The 19,050-nt window shown below is 43.2% G+C and carries 19 protein-coding genes; 1 reads left to right on the top strand and 18 read right to left on the bottom strand.

The genetic code is table 11. The features are described from left to right. Positions 1 to 18: 18 nt before the first annotated feature. The 15 genes from ACP2AF_RS02715 to ACP2AF_RS02645 form a co-directional block, all read right to left on the bottom strand. Positions 19 to 1,647: an FAD-dependent oxidoreductase gene (locus ACP2AF_RS02715; protein ID WP_425234707.1), complete on the bottom strand. Its 1,629-nt coding sequence runs from the start codon at positions 1,645 to 1,647 to the stop codon at positions 19 to 21. Between the two features lie 113 nt (positions 1,648 to 1,760). Then, on the bottom strand, positions 1,761 to 2,873 hold the full coding sequence (locus ACP2AF_RS02710) for a DUF2891 domain-containing protein (RefSeq protein WP_425234706.1): 1,113 nt from the start codon (positions 2,871 to 2,873) through the stop codon (positions 1,761 to 1,763). A 201-nt stretch (positions 2,874 to 3,074) separates the two neighbouring features. Continuing rightward, positions 3,075 to 3,947 (bottom strand): hypothetical protein, encoded by an 873-nt coding sequence (locus ACP2AF_RS02705; RefSeq protein ID WP_425234705.1) that lies wholly within the window; start codon positions 3,945 to 3,947, stop codon positions 3,075 to 3,077. Positions 3,948 to 4,489: 542 nt separating this feature from the next. Further along, a protein-coding gene (locus tag ACP2AF_RS02700; protein WP_425234704.1) for an IS3 family transposase occupies positions 4,490 to 5,628 on the bottom strand; the annotation gives its coding sequence in 2 pieces (ribosomal slippage) (positions 4,490 to 5,367 and positions 5,367 to 5,628; 1,140 coding nt in all). Positions 5,629 to 5,680: 52 nt separating this feature from the next. After that, positions 5,681 to 6,238 (bottom strand): hypothetical protein, encoded by a 558-nt coding sequence (locus ACP2AF_RS02695; RefSeq protein ID WP_425234703.1) that lies wholly within the window; start codon positions 6,236 to 6,238, stop codon positions 5,681 to 5,683. Between the two features lie 144 nt (positions 6,239 to 6,382). Then, positions 6,383 to 6,547 (bottom strand): Rnf-Nqr domain containing protein, encoded by a 165-nt coding sequence (locus ACP2AF_RS02690; protein ID WP_425234702.1) that lies wholly within the window; start codon positions 6,545 to 6,547, stop codon positions 6,383 to 6,385. Between the two features lie 35 nt (positions 6,548 to 6,582). Continuing rightward, positions 6,583 to 7,179, bottom strand: coding sequence for a mobile mystery protein B (locus ACP2AF_RS02685; RefSeq protein WP_425234701.1), 597 nt, complete (start codon positions 7,177 to 7,179; stop codon positions 6,583 to 6,585). Continuing rightward, a complete protein-coding gene (locus ACP2AF_RS02680) occupies positions 7,170 to 7,631 on the bottom strand; it encodes a mobile mystery protein A (protein ID WP_425234700.1) in 462 nt (153 codons plus the stop codon). Before ACP2AF_RS02680 ends, ACP2AF_RS02685 begins: the two co-directional genes overlap by 10 nt. A gap of 137 nt (positions 7,632 to 7,768) precedes the next feature. Next, positions 7,769 to 8,344, bottom strand: a complete 576-nt coding sequence (locus ACP2AF_RS02675) for an electron transport complex protein RnfA (RefSeq protein ID WP_425234699.1) — start codon at positions 8,342 to 8,344, stop codon at positions 7,769 to 7,771. Between the two features lie 2 nt (positions 8,345 to 8,346). Beyond that, a complete protein-coding gene (locus tag ACP2AF_RS02670; protein WP_425234698.1) occupies positions 8,347 to 8,952 on the bottom strand; it encodes an RnfABCDGE type electron transport complex subunit E in 606 nt (201 codons plus the stop codon). A 315-nt stretch (positions 8,953 to 9,267) separates the two neighbouring features. Beyond that, complete coding sequence (locus ACP2AF_RS02665; protein ID WP_425234697.1) at positions 9,268 to 9,867, bottom strand: RnfABCDGE type electron transport complex subunit G; 600 nt, start codon at positions 9,865 to 9,867, stop codon at positions 9,268 to 9,270. A 2-nt stretch (positions 9,868 to 9,869) separates the two neighbouring features. Next, the gene (locus ACP2AF_RS02660) at positions 9,870 to 10,880 is read right to left on the bottom strand and encodes an RnfABCDGE type electron transport complex subunit D (RefSeq protein ID WP_425234696.1); all 1,011 of its coding nucleotides are present in this window, start codon (positions 10,878 to 10,880) and stop codon (positions 9,870 to 9,872) included. 6 nt (positions 10,881 to 10,886) lie between these two features. Next, a complete protein-coding gene (rsxC, locus tag ACP2AF_RS02655) occupies positions 10,887 to 12,215 on the bottom strand; it encodes an electron transport complex subunit RsxC (RefSeq protein WP_425234695.1) in 1,329 nt (442 codons plus the stop codon). Continuing rightward, positions 12,208 to 13,098, bottom strand: a complete 891-nt coding sequence (locus ACP2AF_RS02650) for a Fe-S cluster domain-containing protein (RefSeq protein WP_425234694.1) — start codon at positions 13,096 to 13,098, stop codon at positions 12,208 to 12,210. The genes rsxC and ACP2AF_RS02650 overlap by 8 nt, the downstream gene beginning before the upstream one ends. 4 nt (positions 13,099 to 13,102) lie before the next feature. Then, complete coding sequence (locus tag ACP2AF_RS02645; RefSeq protein WP_425234693.1) at positions 13,103 to 13,552, bottom strand: SoxR reducing system RseC family protein; 450 nt, start codon at positions 13,550 to 13,552, stop codon at positions 13,103 to 13,105. Positions 13,553 to 13,782: 230 nt separating this feature from the next. Between ACP2AF_RS02645 and ACP2AF_RS02640 the strand changes: the two genes are divergently transcribed. Next, positions 13,783 to 15,969, top strand: coding sequence for an acylase (locus ACP2AF_RS02640; RefSeq protein ID WP_425234692.1), 2,187 nt, complete (start codon positions 13,783 to 13,785; stop codon positions 15,967 to 15,969). 123 nt (positions 15,970 to 16,092) lie between these two features. On the opposite strand, the gene ACP2AF_RS02635 is transcribed toward ACP2AF_RS02640, so the two are convergent. The 3 genes from ACP2AF_RS02635 to ACP2AF_RS02625 form a co-directional block, all read right to left on the bottom strand. Continuing rightward, positions 16,093 to 16,749: a hypothetical protein gene (locus tag ACP2AF_RS02635; RefSeq protein WP_282162103.1), complete on the bottom strand. Its 657-nt coding sequence runs from the start codon at positions 16,747 to 16,749 to the stop codon at positions 16,093 to 16,095. A gap of 66 nt (positions 16,750 to 16,815) precedes the next feature. Further along, the gene (locus tag ACP2AF_RS02630) at positions 16,816 to 17,559 is read right to left on the bottom strand and encodes an SGNH/GDSL hydrolase family protein (protein ID WP_425234691.1); all 744 of its coding nucleotides are present in this window, start codon (positions 17,557 to 17,559) and stop codon (positions 16,816 to 16,818) included. Positions 17,560 to 17,637: 78 nt separating this feature from the next. Beyond that, on the bottom strand, positions 17,638 to 19,050 hold the full coding sequence (locus ACP2AF_RS02625; protein ID WP_425234690.1) for a BNR-4 repeat-containing protein: 1,413 nt from the start codon (positions 19,048 to 19,050) through the stop codon (positions 17,638 to 17,640).

The following is a 19,050-nucleotide window of genomic DNA, read 5'->3' as shown; positions in this document are numbered from 1 at the left end:
ATATGAAAACCCAAACATTTAATTGTTAGAAGAGATGATTTCAAGCCAACTTTCCGGGATCTCCAAAATCTGATGATGCGCCTTCAATACTTCTTGGAGTAATCCATAAGGAACATCTTGGACATCCATTTTTTTATCGATCGCAAGTGAGGCAATGGCACCCGTGCTTTGCCCCAACACCATAAAAGTAGGTACAATTCGAATACTTCCATAACCCACATAGCTTGAGGAAAGACAGGTAGGGGTAAGGAGGTTGGTACACTCACTTTTTTTTGGAACGGTGGCCTTGAACGATATTCCAAAAGGTTTCCAACTTTTACTGCCCCCTACATGCGTAAAACCTTCGTTATAGACGTACCCATCTTTTACAATTCGTCTGGCATGGTGCATATCCGGTGGCCACCAGGCAATAGCTACAGGGTCGGAAATGGTATCGCGGTTATTGATATGGGTATCGTATTCCGTAATCACATAGTCGGAAACCATTCGCCGGGCACTTCGGATATATAATCGTCTTGGCCAATGGCCATTATCCAAAAATTCATCTTTGGGCAATCCCCAACCCTGCCATTTTTCCCTAGTAACGGTATCTACGCCTGGGTCATTTTGCAAAAACCAAATCAATCCTAGGGTAAAGTCGCGATGATATTGAACGATACTGTCCTGGGTTTTATAGTCCCCGGAAGGGTATTTCCAGTTTTTACCATAAAGGTTGGCTGAAAGGTCATGCCAACTACCGACATCTGTTTTTCCGTTATGTCTGTTGGGGTAAGGCGCGAAAAGTGTTCCTCCCTTTTTCAAATAGCGCTTGTAGATTTCATAGGTATCGGAATTATAATTTTCCGGTTTTTCAATCGGGATTAGGTTCTCCGGATCTTTGGTGAGGCACATGCGATAACAAAAGCCCTGAATGAATTTGCTCGCATCCCCATGGGTTCCCAACACTCCGGGTTGCACGGTCTCAATCAATCCACTGCTGGGGTCGCCTTCGATCAAATAGGGATCCACCTTTATCTGGAACTGCCGAAACGTATTTCTTTCCTGTATACCATTCAGTGTTTCGGTATACTTGGCGTTTCCTTCGCGAATCGTTTCGGTGGTAATTCCGGCAAAGTGGATCAAGTGCCCTTCAATTGAAGCATCGATAAAGACTTGGGCCTTGATTTCCAAACCATTTTCCAAGATTATCTTGGTTATTTTTTTGCCATCCTTTTTGATGCCGTTTTTTTCCTGTATCCTGGTTTTTCGTATGATTTGGATATTTTTCTCTTTCGCGAGCATTGCTTCGATAGTTCGCTCCGCCACGAAAGGTTCATATTTGGAGTACCATGAAGGATCCTCAAAGTCTGCCTCCAGACAATAGTGTTGCTCTACCTTGATGTAAAATTCACGGGCTATACCGCCAATAACGCGGGCACTCCCGAACCGAATGTCCTTACCCAATCCTTCAACGACCATACCGCCAGGGTGCCCGGTCGGTTCAATGAGCACAACGCTTTTTCCAAGTCGTGCTGCTTGTATAGCAGCGGTAAACCCCGCTTCGCTGCCACCAAGGATGCAGATATCTTTGGTGATGATGTCTTGATCAGGCTTTGAAAAGCCCATACAACAGCACAAGCAGAGGGTTATGACCAGATAATATTTCAAGGGTTGTGGTTTTGTAGTTGCCAATGTTTGGCCTATCTGTGTTTTAATGCAATTTAGCATTTGTTGGCCGAGGTTTTTCTTTCTTCATTGATGAATTCTTGTATCTCCTTAGGTTATTGCTGCGCTTCTATTTTCGTTTTGAAGGCATACAATGCGAATGAGCCTAGCCAATGTTGTCCTGCGTAATCTCCATCCGTTATTTTGGAAAGGGAATACTCCAAATGCTCGTTTGCTAAATTGTAGGCATTGTTATTGTCTTTCAATGGGTAGAGACACCAAGCCCTTGAGAAATTTACACCATCCAAATGGACCAAATGACCATCGGAACGATCTTTTACTTGCCCAGGAGATAACGATAATTTTTGATTGAATAAAGCCGGTAAAAACGCTTTGGACCACTTCTTGAATTCTTCCTCCGAGAGCACTTTGCGCATAATGTCAATTTCTTGCAAACAAGGTGAGAGGAAATCATGTCCACTGGGTTCCCAAGTAATTGGGCAATTCTTGTCCGTACTGTAGAATCGGATCGCCGCTTTTTTAATGGCGTCGGCCAAAGTTTTATTTCCAACGGTTTGTGCGTAGTCATAGGCAAAACTGATCCCAAAAGCCGTATTCGTATGCGTACCTACCCGGATAGGGTAAACCAATTTTGGAAGATATTCGACGTAGGCCTTTGAAATGTAATCTTCCAGTGGTTTTAGGTTATTGTACCACTTTTGGGCTAAGGGATGGTCCCAGGTGAACAGCTCTTCTTGAAGTTTGAGCAACCAAGCCCAACCATACAATCTTTCGAAAGATTTGCTTTCCCGATTCAATGAAAAATATGCCACTTCCTTCTCGATGTTTTGGGCCGTAAGATTTTCATCAAGCATTTGGATCGCTTCTTCTTTTTTGGCGAGGTCGGGGAAGTTTTTTAACAAATACACCAATGACCAATGACCATGTACCGCGGAATGCCAGTCAAAGCAACCATAGAAAGCGGGATGATGATCTATAGGCATGGCCAAATCGCTTTCCTTTGCTACTACTAGTCCTGACTTGTAGGGAAGTGGATTTTGAATACAGCCCAGCGGTAATTCCATAAGCCGGTTGACCTCTTTGAGGTCCAGCTCTATTTTTTTTGTATTCTTGACCGGTGGTGTTGAAGGGTTTTCTTTTTGTATTTCAACAATACAGGAACCTAATAAAATACCTATGCTACTTAGGAGGAGAAATCTATGCTTCATTGTTTTTGGGTCAATCGTTTATAAATGTTTTTTTACTACTAGCTAATCCTTTACCAAAGTTTAACATCAGGGGATTAACTAACGGCTTACTAAGGCCCGGCTATGACTCCGTGCCCAGTGCCAGACATTTTTTGGTTAATTCAAGTTAGGAAAAAAATGACGAAGCGATAAGCCATGGGTTATAGCCATTATTGGCTACAGTTATTCTTTTTTACTCCAATAATTTGATGAAACAGGCAAAACTTCATTATTCGGTCCTTTCATAAACATAAAAGGTTTTTCAACCCTTTTATTTTTTTCCATAAATTCCTTCAATCCGAATTGAATGTCAATTATTGAGTCTGTGGTTTTGTCCAAAAGCCAAAACAGAATATATGATATTGACAAATCATTTTCTTTACTAAGTTTTCTAAGTTCGCTAAAGTTTTTGTTGAAGCTATTAGAGGCTATGATTTTTGTTTTGACTTTTCCCTTTATTAATTCGATTGAAAGAGAGTTTCTTTCACCTTCTTTTCCAGTATGGATTAAATAAGACCTATGTTTATAAAGTCTACCAACAAAGGTCCGATCAAGTTGGTCAATAAGTTTACTGAAAGTTGAATTGTACAATTCATTTTTCGGATCCCTTACCGACTGTGATAGCTCGTTCCACTTTAGTTTTTTGTGATTTTTAAGACTTAGAAATGCCACTAAATTACTTAGATAGTCGAAGGCAGAAATTATGTGAAATACTGTACTATCAAATAGTGCTGATATATCCGATTTCCTTATATCAAAATGCCTTTGCATATGCAATTGACCATTTTCTTTTTTGAAAATATCTGAAAGTTCATTGTCCAAAGACTTTAGCATACTTACGGCGATATTCACATGTAGTCTGGTTGCCCTCAGTCGATAAAGTATATTGTCCCTAAATTCATAGATTTTATTGTCCGTAAAATTAGAATCCATATAATACTTATAATCCATTCCGATAGCTATCAGATTATTGCTGATTGATTGGAAATTCTTATTGACTCGTTTCATTTCCAATTCCAAATCAGCACTCTCAATATATGATTTGTTTTTTTGCAACTAAATGAATTAATCTAATTGTAGCCAACTGTTGGGTTAAGCGTAGTTCGGAGGCAAGGAAACTTTTCGTTTCTGTCTGCGCACGAAGCTAAATCCATAAGATTTAGCGACTTAATAAATATAAACAGACCTTTCGATTTAGCCCTAAAGTCCTCATTACGTTTAGGTTTTTTTAGGCTACGTATTTATTTCGTCCCGCTCTTCAAACAATGTTTTTAGAAAATCAGGTTCAATCACGTAGTTTGGATTATAAATATGCCAAACTAAAATTTCACGAGTTATTTCATTTAATAAAAGATAACGTTCAGGTGAGAATTTTTTTGATTCTCCTGAATGCGCTAAACTAGAACGTATATCGTATAACTCCTTGGCGGATTTAAAGCTAATTTCTATATCTGATTTTATTTTGTTTTTTAGAATGTGATTTACGTACAACGAAAATCGAAATTTCAATTCTCCGTTATCATTACCAGTTAGAAGTGATTCTAAAACACCAACTAAATCTATAAAAGAATGATGGTATGTCTGTAGCCTTACCCTTTTTAGGACAACTCTAAATTCAATAATTTTTCATTAATTATGTTGGTTTCGGGGAAGAATTCTTCCCCGAAACGGTCTTTGTATTCCCTTGGTGGCATATCGTCCAATGCCGAGTGCGGGTGCTTTGTATTGTAGTTCTCCATCCATTCGTTGGTCAATGTCCTTATCTGGTGCAGGTCATTGAACCAATATGCATCGAGTACATCTTCGCGATAATGTCGGTTCAATCGTTCCATAAATGCGTTCTGTACGGGCTTTCCCGGTTGGATGAACCTGAGCTCGATTCTTTTCTTCTTGCACCAATCGGCCAAGGTCTTGGAAATGAACTCCGGACCGTTATCGCAACGGATCGTTTTGGGAAGGCCCATTTCTTCCTCCAAATGGCTTAATGTCTCCACCACTTTTTTTGCCGGGTAGTTCAGCCCCACATCCATGGCAAGCACCTCACGGTTGCAATCGTCCATTACATTGAACACCCTGATCTTCCTGCCATCGGACAGCACATCGGCCATAAAGTCCATGCTCCACACCTCATTGAGATCCATCGGGGCCTCCAATGGGTTCTTTGTCCTTGCGGGCAAACGTTTCTTGTGTTTGCGCCTGAGTTTCAGGTTCATCGACCTATATACCCGCAAGACCCGTTTGCGGTTCCATTTATGGCCTTCGCGACGAAGCCGCTTGTAATACACCTCAAAGCCCCTGGTGGGCAGTTCTTCCGCCAGTCTGGATAACGCTCCGACAACTTCCGTGTCATCCTTCCTGTTGTGGTGGTACCACATCGAACGGGCAAGTTCCAGAACCTGACAGGAACGTGATACGCTTACCGAATAGGCCTCTTGTAGGTATTTCGCGCGGTGCTTCTTGTCGGAAGGCCCTAGAACTTTTTTGACAGCACGTCCTTGAGCATGCGGACGTCCAGACTTACGTCGGCGTACATCTGCTTAAGCTTGCGGTTCTCCTCCTCAAGCTCTTTAAGGCGCTTCATATGGGCCACTTCCATGCCACCATACTTCTTTCTCCAATAATAAAAGGTGCTGGTATCGATGCCCATCTCACGGGATATGTCCCCGACCTTGCGGCCCTGTTCGTTCTCTTTGAGTGCCTTGATAATCTGGCTCTCGGTAAACTTGCTTTTTTTCATCTGACAGTTAAAATTTAAAGTTACTATTTTCGAATTTTAAACTGTCCTATTTTTAGGGAAGGCTACATGTCTCTGGTCCATTTTTATATCTTTCTAGATTTAGTTTAATCTTTTTATTAGTTACTTTCTTCAGTTCTAGATATAATTTTTCGACTTTGGAAAGTTCCTCAACAGTTATTTTCATTAAACCTTCTCGAGCAACCTTTATGAAACGCGGGTAGTGAAAATGAACGGATTCGTAATTTCTACTTTTACTAAAAGTGGCGACTATATAACCCGATTTAGAAAGCCTAAAAGCATCTAGAATTAGTGGTACTTCTTCAACCGAGTTACAGTTTAAATAATATTCACTACCAATTAATTCCTCCCAGTCCTGTCTGCTGTAGCCGTCAATGTATTTTAATTGATTTCTTTTTTTCTCCTCTGGTTTTGGTCGCCAGTTCCTAACTTCTTTATTTTCTCTCAGGTCAAAACTTTCTAAATCAAACAAATTACATTGTTCCTGATATGTAAGTTTTCTTATTCCAAAATGCTCCAAACCTACATAGTCTTGAAAATCAATAATGTCAATTTTCAAAAGCGTTTCATAAGGTCCTAATCCAGAATGCATTCAAATTATTTTTAGGGTTTTGAAATATGTAGCCTAACAATTGTATATGATCAATAACTATTTTAGGCGAATAGGATCTGTAATCATATCCATTCCGTTATTAACCCAATGTACTATTTTTTAACGAGTCTATAAATAGTATTCCTACACCAAGCCTGCAAATCCCAAAAAGGCCAGGGATAGGAGTCCGGCCACCAAGAGATTAATGGGCACGCCCTTCATTCCTTCGGGGAGATCGGCCAGTTCCAAAAATTCCCGGATACTGGCAAAGACCGCGACCTTTAACAGGATGCCACTCTCCAGTCCCATAATATTGTAGATTGGCCATTGTGATGTTCTACCTTTTAGATTTTTGCAAACTCAATTAGGGGTTTAATATTTCCCTTATCGGCCTTTCTGAGGGCATCTATATACGCTTTCCTTATTTTGTCCGTTTTGATCATATTTGATCGATGCCAAGTAAATACCGCTTTCCCAAAGATAGATTCCATCATAATATCCGCCACCATTCTGGAATGTCTTCCGTTTCCATTAGGAAAACAGTGAATGGAGACTATTTGATGTTTAAATCGAATCGCAATTTCTTCTGGAGAAAAGGTGTCATTTTCAATCCAATATTTGGTATTGTCCAGCAATTTCTTTAATTCGACTCCGATTAGAGTCCATTTTATCCCAATGTTCTTTTCAGACTTTCTAAATTCCCCTGCCCATTTCCAAACGTCCCCGTACATTCTTTTATGCAAGTCTTTTATAAATTTTTCTGTTAGTATTTTTTCGGACTTTAAATTGGCATGGATAGTCCATTCAACCGCTTTCTCAATGTTCAGTTGCTCAAATTCATCCAACTCTCCTTGGGTTGTAATGGATTTTATTTTTAAGCCTTCCTTTTCTTCCTCATCTATAGGGGTTTGTCCGGCCGTGTATTGTAATTCTAATCCCATAAAGATCTTCGTATCTCTCTTTTTATTTCATGGGCAAGGTCTCTTATAGTTTTGCTTATTTTATCATCTCCTATTCCTTGGCCTTCCAGTTTCATATTTTGATTGGTCCGCAATACTATTTTTTGAGCCAGTTTTTCAGCTTTTGCTGCTATCAAATCGTCAATAGTCCCATTTTTTGGGACCAAGGCATAAACTAATTTCAGATCCAAGGCATGGGCTACTTCCTTTAAAGAATTGAGGGTTATTGTACCATTGCCCTCACTTTCCTCAATCCTTTTAACACCTTGCCTAGTGATAGTAAGCTTGGCACCAAGTTGAGCCAGCGTCATATTTAATGTTGTTCTAATTGTATTTATCCATCCCCTTTCCGGGACTATGACCACTCTAGTTTCTAGAAATGGTTGGAGCTTTTGGTCCAGTTGTTCAATCAAAAGTTTTCGCTTGCTTCTCATTTTTGTAACGATTTAAGTTTACAAATATAATAAAATGTAAACTATTAGATTTACAAATATATAAAATTGTCAATATTTAAGTTTACAAAAAATAAATAATTAAAACTATCTGTTCGGTTTAGGGATTCCCTTTAGTCTTACACCAAACCCGCAAACCCCAAAAAGGCCAGGGATAAGAGTCCGGCCACCAATAGGTTAATGGGAACGCCCTTCATCCCCTCGGGGAGATCGGCCAGTTCCAAGAATTCGCGGATACTGGCAAAGACGACCAAGGCCAGGGAAAATCCTATGGCATGGGACAACGCAAAGAATACCGCTTTTAGCAAACTCCCGTTCTCCAACCCCAGGGCCAGGATGGCCACACCCAAAACCGCACAGTTGGTAGTGATCAAGGGCAGGAAGACCCCTAGGGCCTGGTAAAGCGGTGGACTTACCTTTTTCAACATAATTTCTACCATCTGTACCAAGGCGGCGATAACCAGAATAAAGGTAATGGTCCGCAAATAATCCAGTCCGGAAGGCATCAGAATATATTGGTGCAACAAATAGGTCACAGTAGTGGCAATGGTCATCACAAAGAGTACGGCTCCGGACATCCCCACCGAGGTAGATATCCGGTTGGAGACCCCTAAAAAAGGGCATATCCCCAAAAACTGGGAGAGTACAATATTGTTGACGAATACGGCCGCGATAAGGATAACCAGATAGTCCATACCTAGGAAGTTTTAGGGGTTAATCTTTGGAACAATACAGCTAAATACGCCAGGGCTATAAAGGCTCCAGGAGGCAAAATGAACAGGATAAAGGTATTGGCATCCTCACCTACAAATTTGATATCAAAAATACTACCGCTCCCCAGGATTTCGCGCGTGGCCCCTAAGGCCGTAAGGGCAATGGTAAAGCCCAAGCCCATGCCCAGCGCATCCAAAACGGAGGAGAACAGCTTGTTCTTGGAAGCAAAGGCCTCGGCCCTGCCCAAGATCAAACAGTTCACCACGATCAAGGGGATAAAGATGCCCAACTGCTCATATAAAAAGGGGATATAGGCCTCCAACACCATCTCCACTACCGTCACAAAGGAAGCGATGATAATGATAAAGGCCGGAATCCGCACCTTGTTGGGTATTTGCGATTTGATCAGGGAAACCACCACATTGGACATCAACAAAACGAACAAGGTAGCCACCCCCATTCCCAGTCCGTTAAAGGCCGATGAGGTTACCCCCAGGGCGGGACACATCCCCAAGAGCATTACAAAGACCGGGTTCTCCTTGATGATACCCTTTAAAAAGTTCTGCTTTTGATCGAGTGTTTTGCTCATTGTTCTTAGTTAGTTGTTGGTTGTCTTTTGCTGGTTGTTAGTTATTGAGTTACTATGTTATTGAGTTACTATGTTATTGAGTTATTGTTTACTGGTTATTGAATTATTGCTTATTTACTTACCACTTACCACTTACCACTTACCACTTACCACTTACCACTTACCACTTACCACTTCAGCGCTTTGCGCCAACTATCAACCAATTACTTATTACTTTTTACTAAACACTAAACACTAAACACTAAACACTAAACACTAAACACTAAACACTAAACACTAAACACTTATAACTTATCATTGTTCATTGTCCACTGTTTATTGATCACTATTGACTGTCCATTGTCCTTTCTGTTCCATAAAAACGTCATACGCCAATTGTGTGGCTTCCGTAAAGGCTCGGGTGGTGATGGTGGCTCCCGTCAGCGCATCGACCTCGCCTCCATCTTTCTCTACTTTTAAATCGTAGTGGCTTGGGTCTTTGTCCCGAAATTGCCGTAGGAACTTTTCGCCCTTCATCTTTGTGCCCAGTCCCGGGGTTTCCTTTTGTTCCAAAACGGAGATGTTGTATATATGGCCATCCGGGGTAAAACCTACCATAATCCGTATAAGGCCACTATAGCCTTTTTCCGAGGATCCGGTTACCGCAGCCCCGACGAATTCCCCATTTTGAAAAGCCGGATAGATTTCAATACTATCTCTTACGGATTCCGGTTTAACGACTACGACTTCCGAAACCGCATCATTGTCAAATTCAGGCAGTACCGTTTTAAGAGCATTGACCTTTTTCGCCAATTTGGCCTTGGCCTTCGGAATCAACGTAATGTCGTTTACGTAGCCCAGGGAGAATCCCGCTGCCAAGGTGATGACCAAAAGGGACAGTACCATATTGAGGAAAGTCGATTCTTTTTTCTGCATCGTCATACGATTTTGGCCTTTATTTTGGAACCGAATCTACGCGGCTTAAAATATTTGTTGATCAGGGGTACAAAGGCGTTCATGATCAAAATGGCAAAGGATATCCCTTCCGGATAGGATCCGAACAACCGAATGACCACCGTGATTATCCCGATACCTATGGCAAAGATGACCATCCCTTTTTTGGTTACCGGACTGGTCACCAGATCGGTCGCCATATAAAAGGCCCCCAGGATGGCACCTCCGGACAAGATATGGATCAAGGGATTGGCATAGTGTTGCGGATTGGCCCACCAGAAAATTCCGGTCATCAAGGCCATAGTACCCAATACGGTTGCCGGAATGTGCCACGTAATCACTTTTCGTGCGATGAGGTACAAACCGCCCAATAGTAGGGCCAAGGCGGACATTTCACCTAGAGATCCACCGGTAATCCCCAAAAACAGATTGAGATGGGAGGGAAGTTGGGCACTCAGTTCCGTCATGGTTTCACCAAATTGCAATCCGTCCTTTATGATGCCCAAGGTGGTGGCCCCGGTAACAGCATCCGCAATAGTAGTGTTGTTTTCCACGGCGGTGGGCCATAGCGTCATCTGTACCGGAAAGGAGACCAGGAGGAACACCCGGCCCACCAATGCGGGATTAAAGATATTGTACCCCAGGCCCCCAAAGGACAGTTTGGCAATGCCTATGGCTACCAAACTACCGACGATGATCATCCAAATCGGTAAACCGGCCGGTAAGTTGAAAGCCAACAAAATTCCTGTGATCAAGGCAGAGCCGTCGGCTATGGTGATTTCCGTCTTTAAAAGGTACTTCTGTATTAGATATTCGAACAATAGGCAGGAAACAATGGCCGTTGCCGTGGCAATAAACGCATGGATCCCGAACACATACAGCGAGACCAAAAAAGCAGGGACCATAGCAATGACCACATCATACATGATGCGCTTGGAAGTCCGTTCGGAATGTACATGGGGTGAGGCGGAAATAACAATAGGAGGGCTATCCATATATTCTTAATTCTTTGAGACGTCCAACTTTTTGACAATACTTTTTCCAAATCGGATGTAATCCAGCAACGGTCTGTGCGAAGGGCATACATAGCTACACGAACCACATTCTATACAGGTAAGGATGTCCTCCTGGCCGGCATTTTCGAACATCCCTTTTTCCGATAGGTTCATCAATAAGTGGGGTTCCAATCCCATGGGGCATACCGATACGCATTCGCCACAGCGGATACAGGGTTTGGTCTCGCCCCGGCTTGCCTCATCCTCCGAAATGACCAATATGCCCGAAGTGCCCTTGGTCACCGGTACATCCGTATTCTTTAGGGCCTTCCCCATCATAGGGCCGCCATTGACAATTTTACGAGTTCCCGCCGGCATACCGCCTACTTCGGTAATCAGGTCTTTTATAGGTGTCCCTATCTTTACCCAAAAGTTGGAGGCCTTCTCCATTTTCTTGCCCGTAACGGTTACCACGCGTTCGATCAAAGGAACGTCATGTTGTACTGCCTGGTAAATGGCGAAAATGGTACCCACATTATGCACGATTACACCCACATCCAAGGGCAGTCCATTTTTGGGAACTTCCCGCTTTAACAGCGCCCGTACCAATTGTTTTTCCCCGCCCTGTGGATATTTCACCTGTAGGGCGGCCACTTGTACCTTGGGTTCTTGTAAGGTCAGTTTTTTAAAGGTTTCAATGGCATCTCGTTTGTTGTTTTCAATGCCGATGATTGCCCGGGGAACGTTTAGGGCATGCATCAGGATTTTGATGCCCATCAGGATTTCCTCGCCCTTTTCCAACATCAATCTATGGTCCGCCGTTAAGTACGGTTCGCATTCCACGCCGTTGATGACCAGACAATCGATTTTTTTATCCGCCTTTACATTCAATTTTACATGGGAAGGGAAGGTGGCACCCCCTAGTCCAACGATGCCATAGTCGGAAATGCGTTGCACTATTTCCTGGGGTTCCAAGGCGATTTCCATTTTTAACGGATACTCGGTTTCCTCAAAATTGGACTGGTTCTTGGCATCCGTCCGGATGACGATACATTGCTTTTTGTAGCCTGTACTGTCCACGATCATATCCAATTTGGTAACGGTCCCGGCCACAGGGGAATGGATGTTCGAAGAGACAAATCCGCCTGATTTGGCAATGACCTGACCTATTTCCACCTTATCCTTTCTATCCACAATAATTTCAGCGGGGATTCCTATATGCTGTGCTATGGGTACATAGACTACTTTGGGCACGGGCAATCGTTGTATCGGCTTGGATGAGGTCAACTTGTTCTCTGGAGGATGAATACCTCCTTTTGGGAAGGTCTTAAGCATGGTCTACCAGATTAACCGATTTCACTTCCGCTCCTTGGTCAACTTCTACTTTTTTTACCTTTTTCTTGGGGAAATTGGTCTCAATGATGGAATCGGTAGGGCAGACCGGCACGCATTTTCTACAAAGGGTGCAATACTCCGGATCAATATAGGCGAGATTGTTCACCATGGTAATGGCTTCCTTGGGACAGATATCAAAACACTTGGAACACCCGATACAGGCCACGGAACATGCTTTTCTGGCAATGCCGCCCTTGTCCTCGTTGAGGCATCCCACATAAATTTTAAGGTCCCGTTTGTGCTTGGGTCGCATTTCTATAATATCACGGGGGCAGGCCTCGGCACATATACCGCAGGAGGTACATTTATCGGTGATGACCACGGGTAGGCCGGTGGATTCGTCCATATACATGGCATCGAACTTACAGACCGCTACACAGTCCCCATCGCCCAAACATCCATACTGGCAATCCGTTTCACCACTGTAGATCAAGGCGGATATCGCGCAGGATTTTGGCCCTTGAAATTCACTGGTCCTAGGACGTACATCACAAGCACCCTGACAGCGTACTACGGCAACCGTGGGGTCTTTTTCTGCCACTTCCTTGCCCAAAGCCTCGGAAACCAATTGCATGACATCATTTCCCCCTACAGGGCAGAACAGATCGGATATATCATCCGTATCCACCAATTTTTCGGCAAAAGCCTTGCATCCGGGAGAACCGCATCCGGCACAATTGGCGGCTGGGAGCAAATCTTCCACTTTGGCGATCAAGGGGTTTTCATATACATAAAACTTTTTGGACACGACATAAAGCACCATGGCGGCCGTTACCCCTAGGGATACCAGTAAAAGAACGCTATAGATTATGGAGTACGTCATGCTATTACACTTTTAGGATTGAAATTTTGAAGGCCTCAGTAAACACGTCCTTCAGCAAATAAAGGAATAGGTAATAGGGGCCCAAGATCAAGAGCGACAATAGCCCGGCCATCCATTCCTGTAAAAATCCCGAAGCGATCCATAAGGTGGCTATCACCAAAACAAAGGGAAATAAATAGGCCCAAAAGACAGCCTTAAGGCCGGTTTCCTTTTTAAGGACCACGGCTACGGGCTCATTCATCGAAAAGGCCTCTTTGGATTTGGGAACTACCACTTCCTTGGATCCTGAATCTGCAATTCCACAGGTACCTTTGGCGCGACAGGACTCGCAATGGACGTTTTCGTCCAAGGAAACGGTAAGTGAATTCCGCTCAATTCTGGATATCTTCCCAAAATGAATAAATGTATCGTTCGCCGTCGGTGCCGTATTCATCATTACATGCTTTAGCTGCATTAGGGTAAAAATAGAAGAAATGCCCCACCTATTTTATGACATATGTCAGGTATTGGGTGTGAGAATAGTTGATTGCTAATCAATACGTTAGAAAACCGGAACAAGCAGTACGTCTTTGGGGAATCACGAAATAAGCGTATGGTGTGCAAGTGCCAACAGCCTCGATTTTTTTTACACTATAATTAGTATTTCACGGATAAGACATTTATTTTCATCCCAAATCTTGCGGAATGAAATACCAACTTCTATTTATTCTTTGTTTTGTGGGGATGGCTTCTTGTAAAACTGGAACCACAATTGATCCCGAAGTAGCGCAATGGCAGGTCCAAGCCGAGAATATCAGTATTATTCGTGATGACTTTGGCGTGCCCCATATTTATGGAAAAACGGATGCCGATGCGGTTTTTGGACTGCTTTATGCGCAATGTGAGGACGACTTTAACCGGGTGGAACAAAACTATATCTGGGCCACAGGCCGGCTGGCCGAGGTGGAGGGCAAAGAGGCTTTATACAGCGATCTAAGGGCCAAGTTGTTTATGACTGAGGAAGAGGCCAAGGCGAACTATGAGAAAAGTCCCGAATGGCTAAAAAAACTCTGTAATGCCTTTGCTGACGGGATCAATTATTATTTGCATACCCATCCTAAGGTGAAGCCCAGATTGCTGACGCGCTTTGAACCTTGGATGCCCATGTATTTTAGTGAAGGCTCCATTGGTGGCGATATTGAACGGATTTCCACTGAAGAAATCAAGGCGTTCTATGAAAGTAGTATGGAAATTCCAGAAGTAGAGGAATTGGAGATGAATGAAAAGGAGGCGATGGCCGAGCCCCAGGGGTCCAATGGGATTGCCATATCCGGAGCGTTGACCCAATCCGGGAATCCCCTGTTATTGATCAATCCGCATACCTCATTTTATTTTCGGGGAGAGGTTCATGTGGTCAGTGAAGAAGGACTTGATGCGTACGGGGCAGTTACCTGGGGCCAGTTTTTTGTATATCAGGGCTTCAATGAAAAGACCGGATGGATGCATACCAGTACCTATACTGATGTGCTGGACGAGTTTAAGGAAAGTGTGGTTAAGATGGATGATAAGTTGCTTTATCAATATGGTGAGGAATTACGTCCCGTAAAAACTTCTGAAATCATCCTAAAATATAAGGAGGGTGATGGTATTAAAGAAAAGTCATTTCCCGCCTACCATACCCATCATGGGCCCATAACCCATATGGAGGAAGGGCTGTGGACGGCCACTGCCATGATGTGGGAACCGGTGAAGGCCCTGGAGCAGTCCTATATCCGTACCAAACAGGATGGCTACGAAGGTTTTCGAAAGATGATGGATATCCGGACGAACTCCTCCAATAATACCGTATATGCCGATGCGGAAGGCAATATTGCCTATTTTCATGGGAATTTTATTCCAAAACGCGATACGAACTTTGATTATACCCGACCTGTAGATGGTAGTGACCCCAAAACCGATTGGCAGGGACTGCATACGGTTGATGAAAACATACTGGTGCTCAATCCAGCGAATGGCTGGATACAGAACTGTAATTCCACACCCTATACCGCTGCTTTGGAACACAGTCCAAAACGAGAAAACTACCCCAAATACATGTCCCTGGATAGGGAAAACTTTCGAGGGGTCCATGCCATTGGCTTGCTAAAGGGTAGAAAAGCATATACTTTAGATAGCCTTATAAAATTGGCACATGATCCCTATCTGCCCGCTTTTGAAGCATTGATTCCCGGCCTGATCGAAGCAAGTGATGGCATCACCCGACCTACCGAGGCCTTTGCTTCGGCCATAAACGTACTTCGCGAATGGGATTATACGACTTCAAAGGAATCCGTGGCCATGACATTGGCGCACTATTACGGTATGCTGTATTTGGAACAAGGTAATCGCCCTAATGGGCTTGGCGGAATGGAGTTAATAAACTATTTCGGAAGTAGCTCACCAAAGGGGGAACGGATATCCATTTTTACCGCTGTCCTGGACCGTTTAACAACGGATTTTGGTACTTGGAACATACCTTGGGGGGAGGTTAACCGCTACCAACGACTGAATGGGGATATTTATCAGGCTTTTGATGACGACAAACCCAGTATTCCGATTGGTTTTGCCTCGGGCAGATGGGGTGCCTTGGCAGCATACGGGGCACGTTATGACAATAACACAAAAAAAATCTACGGTACCCGAGGGAACAGTTTTGTTGCCGTTGTTGAGTTTGGGGATACGGTAAAGGCAAAAAGTATCATGGCCGGGGGCCAAAGTGGAGACCCCAATTCACTTCATTTTGGTGATCAAGCATTGCCGTATGCCAATGTGGAATGGAAAGATGTGGCCTATTACAAAGAGGACGTGCTAAAAAGAGCGCAGGAAACGTATACCCCTGGGTCAAGGGAGTGATATATGTTGTTTAATGTGATAATTTGAAGATGCTTGGATTTGAAGATTGGGCCCCTGGAATTTGATATTTGTGATTTGAAATTTTAACCAAAGCAAGCGATTGACTCCCAACTGTGGACCGATCTACTCCTTTGTAATAATAAGTGTTGCTTTGGATCCGGCCGAAAGTAACCATTTATTGGAATAAATCAATTGTCCTTGATCGTCATATACATCCACCTGTGCCGTATTTGGAGGTGACGAACCTACGTTTAGCGCTTCAAAATCCAATTTGTTGAACCCCTTTTGCAAGTCTATGTTTACTCCTTTAAAGGAGCCGGTAAGTAATACATTAGGGTCTATCACCTGGTCGTTCAGGTAAATCTTTACCCGATCACCATCTACGAATTCGTGGTCCCTGCAGATAACACCTACAAATTTTCCGTTACTTTTTACATCGCCCATGTACATATCCCCAAAATGTTCCTTGGAACCCTCCTTTGGTTTTCTTGGGCCTACTTTGGGATCTATTTTCATCCCATGCCCAGCTTGAACCAGTTCCCGATCCGGCAACATTTTTACCGGATTATTTGATAGGGAATCCATAAGGTTTGATTCCGGCTTGTCGTCTATAATGGAAGGAATATTGAGTATACTGCCCTGACTGGGCTTTCCAATGGGGTCTATTTTGTTCGCTGCTTCAATTTTCAGTGGTTTTTGGGTAGGAATATCCGTTTGGGCATACATTAAAGAAGAAGCCAACCCAAGGAAACACAGTACAAAAATCGGTTTTAACTGCATGGTACTATCCTCGACAAATACGAAATAAAGATAACAAATACCCTGCCATAGGGGCTTAAAGCGGTGTTAAATTCCAAAATATTCGATGACCGTATCGGCTATCAATCGGTGTCCTTTTGTATTGGGATGAATAGGGTCCGTATCATAGCAATCTACTCTATTTTTGTATAGGGGGGTGTTAATGTCCACTACACCCATGACCGATCCGTGATGGAAATCCAAAACAATTTTCTTAAACTCCTGGAGTACTTCCTCATCGTATTTTGGATATGGATTCCGATACCCATAGCTGGTTTCCCGCGTGTTGGGAGGAATAGGAGCAACATCCAGGACCAAAGGGGGAGGAGTTAAAAGTATGGCCGTAATATTCCTTTGTTTTATTTTTTCCAAAAAGGTGTAAATGCCGGTTTTATAGCTATCAAAAAGTGCTTGGGAAGGAGGACCATAAATGCCACAGTTAATACCATAACAAAAGGTTATGATATCCACCGGCTCATTATCCATCAGGGTATCCAAGCGTTCAAAAAGGTAGGGTCTTGGACCGGGATGGTGTTCTTCCGTAAGTCCGGTAACGGTTTCACTACTTTTACCCCAATTCCTGAATTTAAGGTTCATTTCAGGCTGGTTTGTGGTATAGTGTTTTTGCAACAATTCCACATAACCCTCCTTGTTCCCGTAGGTAATACTATCCCCTAAACAGCCAATGGTTTGATTTTTTTTAAGCGTAGGTCTACTATTGGAAAGGCAACCCAAAAAGGAGCTGCCCATAAGAACGATGGAGGAATGGGCTAAAAATCGTCTTCTATCCATTAATAGCTAAGGTTAAGATCAAAAATAGAAATTACGCCAATCAAATGAAATAGGAGCGAGGATAAAAAATGACTTTTATTAATTGTGAAATCTTATGGGCTTTTCAGTATTGGCTTTCATGGCATAAGGTAATTTATAAATAGTACCGTTGAAATCCCCAAAGAAAAGCTCGGACTTACCGAATTTTTGAGGGTCTCCATTCGCCCAAAAGAATTGAAAGGGTGCTTTTGCCCCTATGGGCCTTCGAACATAGGAGTGGTTCCATGGACTGGAACTAGTGATTTGTTTTTCCTTTTTCCAATGTTTCCCTTCATCCTTTGATATCCAGACAGCAATCTCTCCACCTGTGCCATACTTTTGGGCCCCCGATTCCGTAGGGCCCACTATTTTCCAGTTATCCTTTTCTAGATAAAGACTACCCATGTCATAATTATGATCGGAACTGCCCACTACGGTCGTCTCCCAGTTTTGGCCCGTCCACTTTGTAATGCGCCATTCATAGGGCCCGTTTTTGGGCCCGGGCTCGTGGCCATTACTGGTTATATATAATAGGATAGGATGACCGTTTTGATCAAACCGCATATCCTTTAAGTATACATTTTTCTTTTTAGAGTCATAGTCGATTACTCTGGCAGGGCTGTTGATAGTATGAACGGGAAGCAAAAGGGTATCTCGCTGAACCGTGGCCCAGGTTTTTCCATTGTCCTCACTTTGAAGGTAGTATAGATCTGTCCGGGCATCAGGATGTCCATTGGCATGACGGTTAAAAAAAGTGGCCACCTTTTTACCTCCATTAAATGAACTACTGACTTGATAATGCCCACTACGGTTATTTTCCCCGGAAGGGATTCCAGCCAATTTTTGAGTGGGGGACCATTCCGTTCCGTTAGTGCTGGTTTCAAAATAGAGTTCCCGGACGCCGGTGTATTTGGTGAAAAAATGAAAAAATCCCGTATCCGTATGCCATACTTGCGGATAGGTGAATTCCTCTTCGGCTACGATTTCGAACTTTTCGGTGGACAAGGGCTCCGTACTGCGCAACTTAATGCCTTTGCGTTTTGTTCCACGACCACTGACAAATACCCAAATATGGCCATCATCACCCATGTAAATTACAGGATTGTCATGTGGGTCGTTCACGTTCATTTTGTCATATACCACTGTGGGTTTGCTTACCATCAAGGTTTCGTGGTCAAAAGAACCGATCATACAAAGCAAATGTCTTTTATCCTCACTGGGCGTGCCACCGTAAACGAAAAAAGTTTTGTCGGCTTTTGGGGAATAGACTGCCAATGGGATGTGTTTTGCGGTATAGGTGCCCAAACCTCCCGAGTATTTATCGCCATAGGCATATTTTTGGTTCAGTTCAAACCAAATACCGCGATAACCATTTATTTTGGTATTTCTTAAATCGAGGGTGTCCTGAGGGAGAAGCAGGTTGCCAAAAAATAGAAATACGGTAAGAAAAATGGAAAACCTGCGTGATATCAT

Source organism: Ulvibacterium sp., assembly GCF_965248315.1.
Taxonomy (GTDB): domain Bacteria; phylum Bacteroidota; class Bacteroidia; order Flavobacteriales; family Flavobacteriaceae; genus Ulvibacterium.
This window is presented reverse-complemented; position numbering and strand designations above follow the sequence as displayed.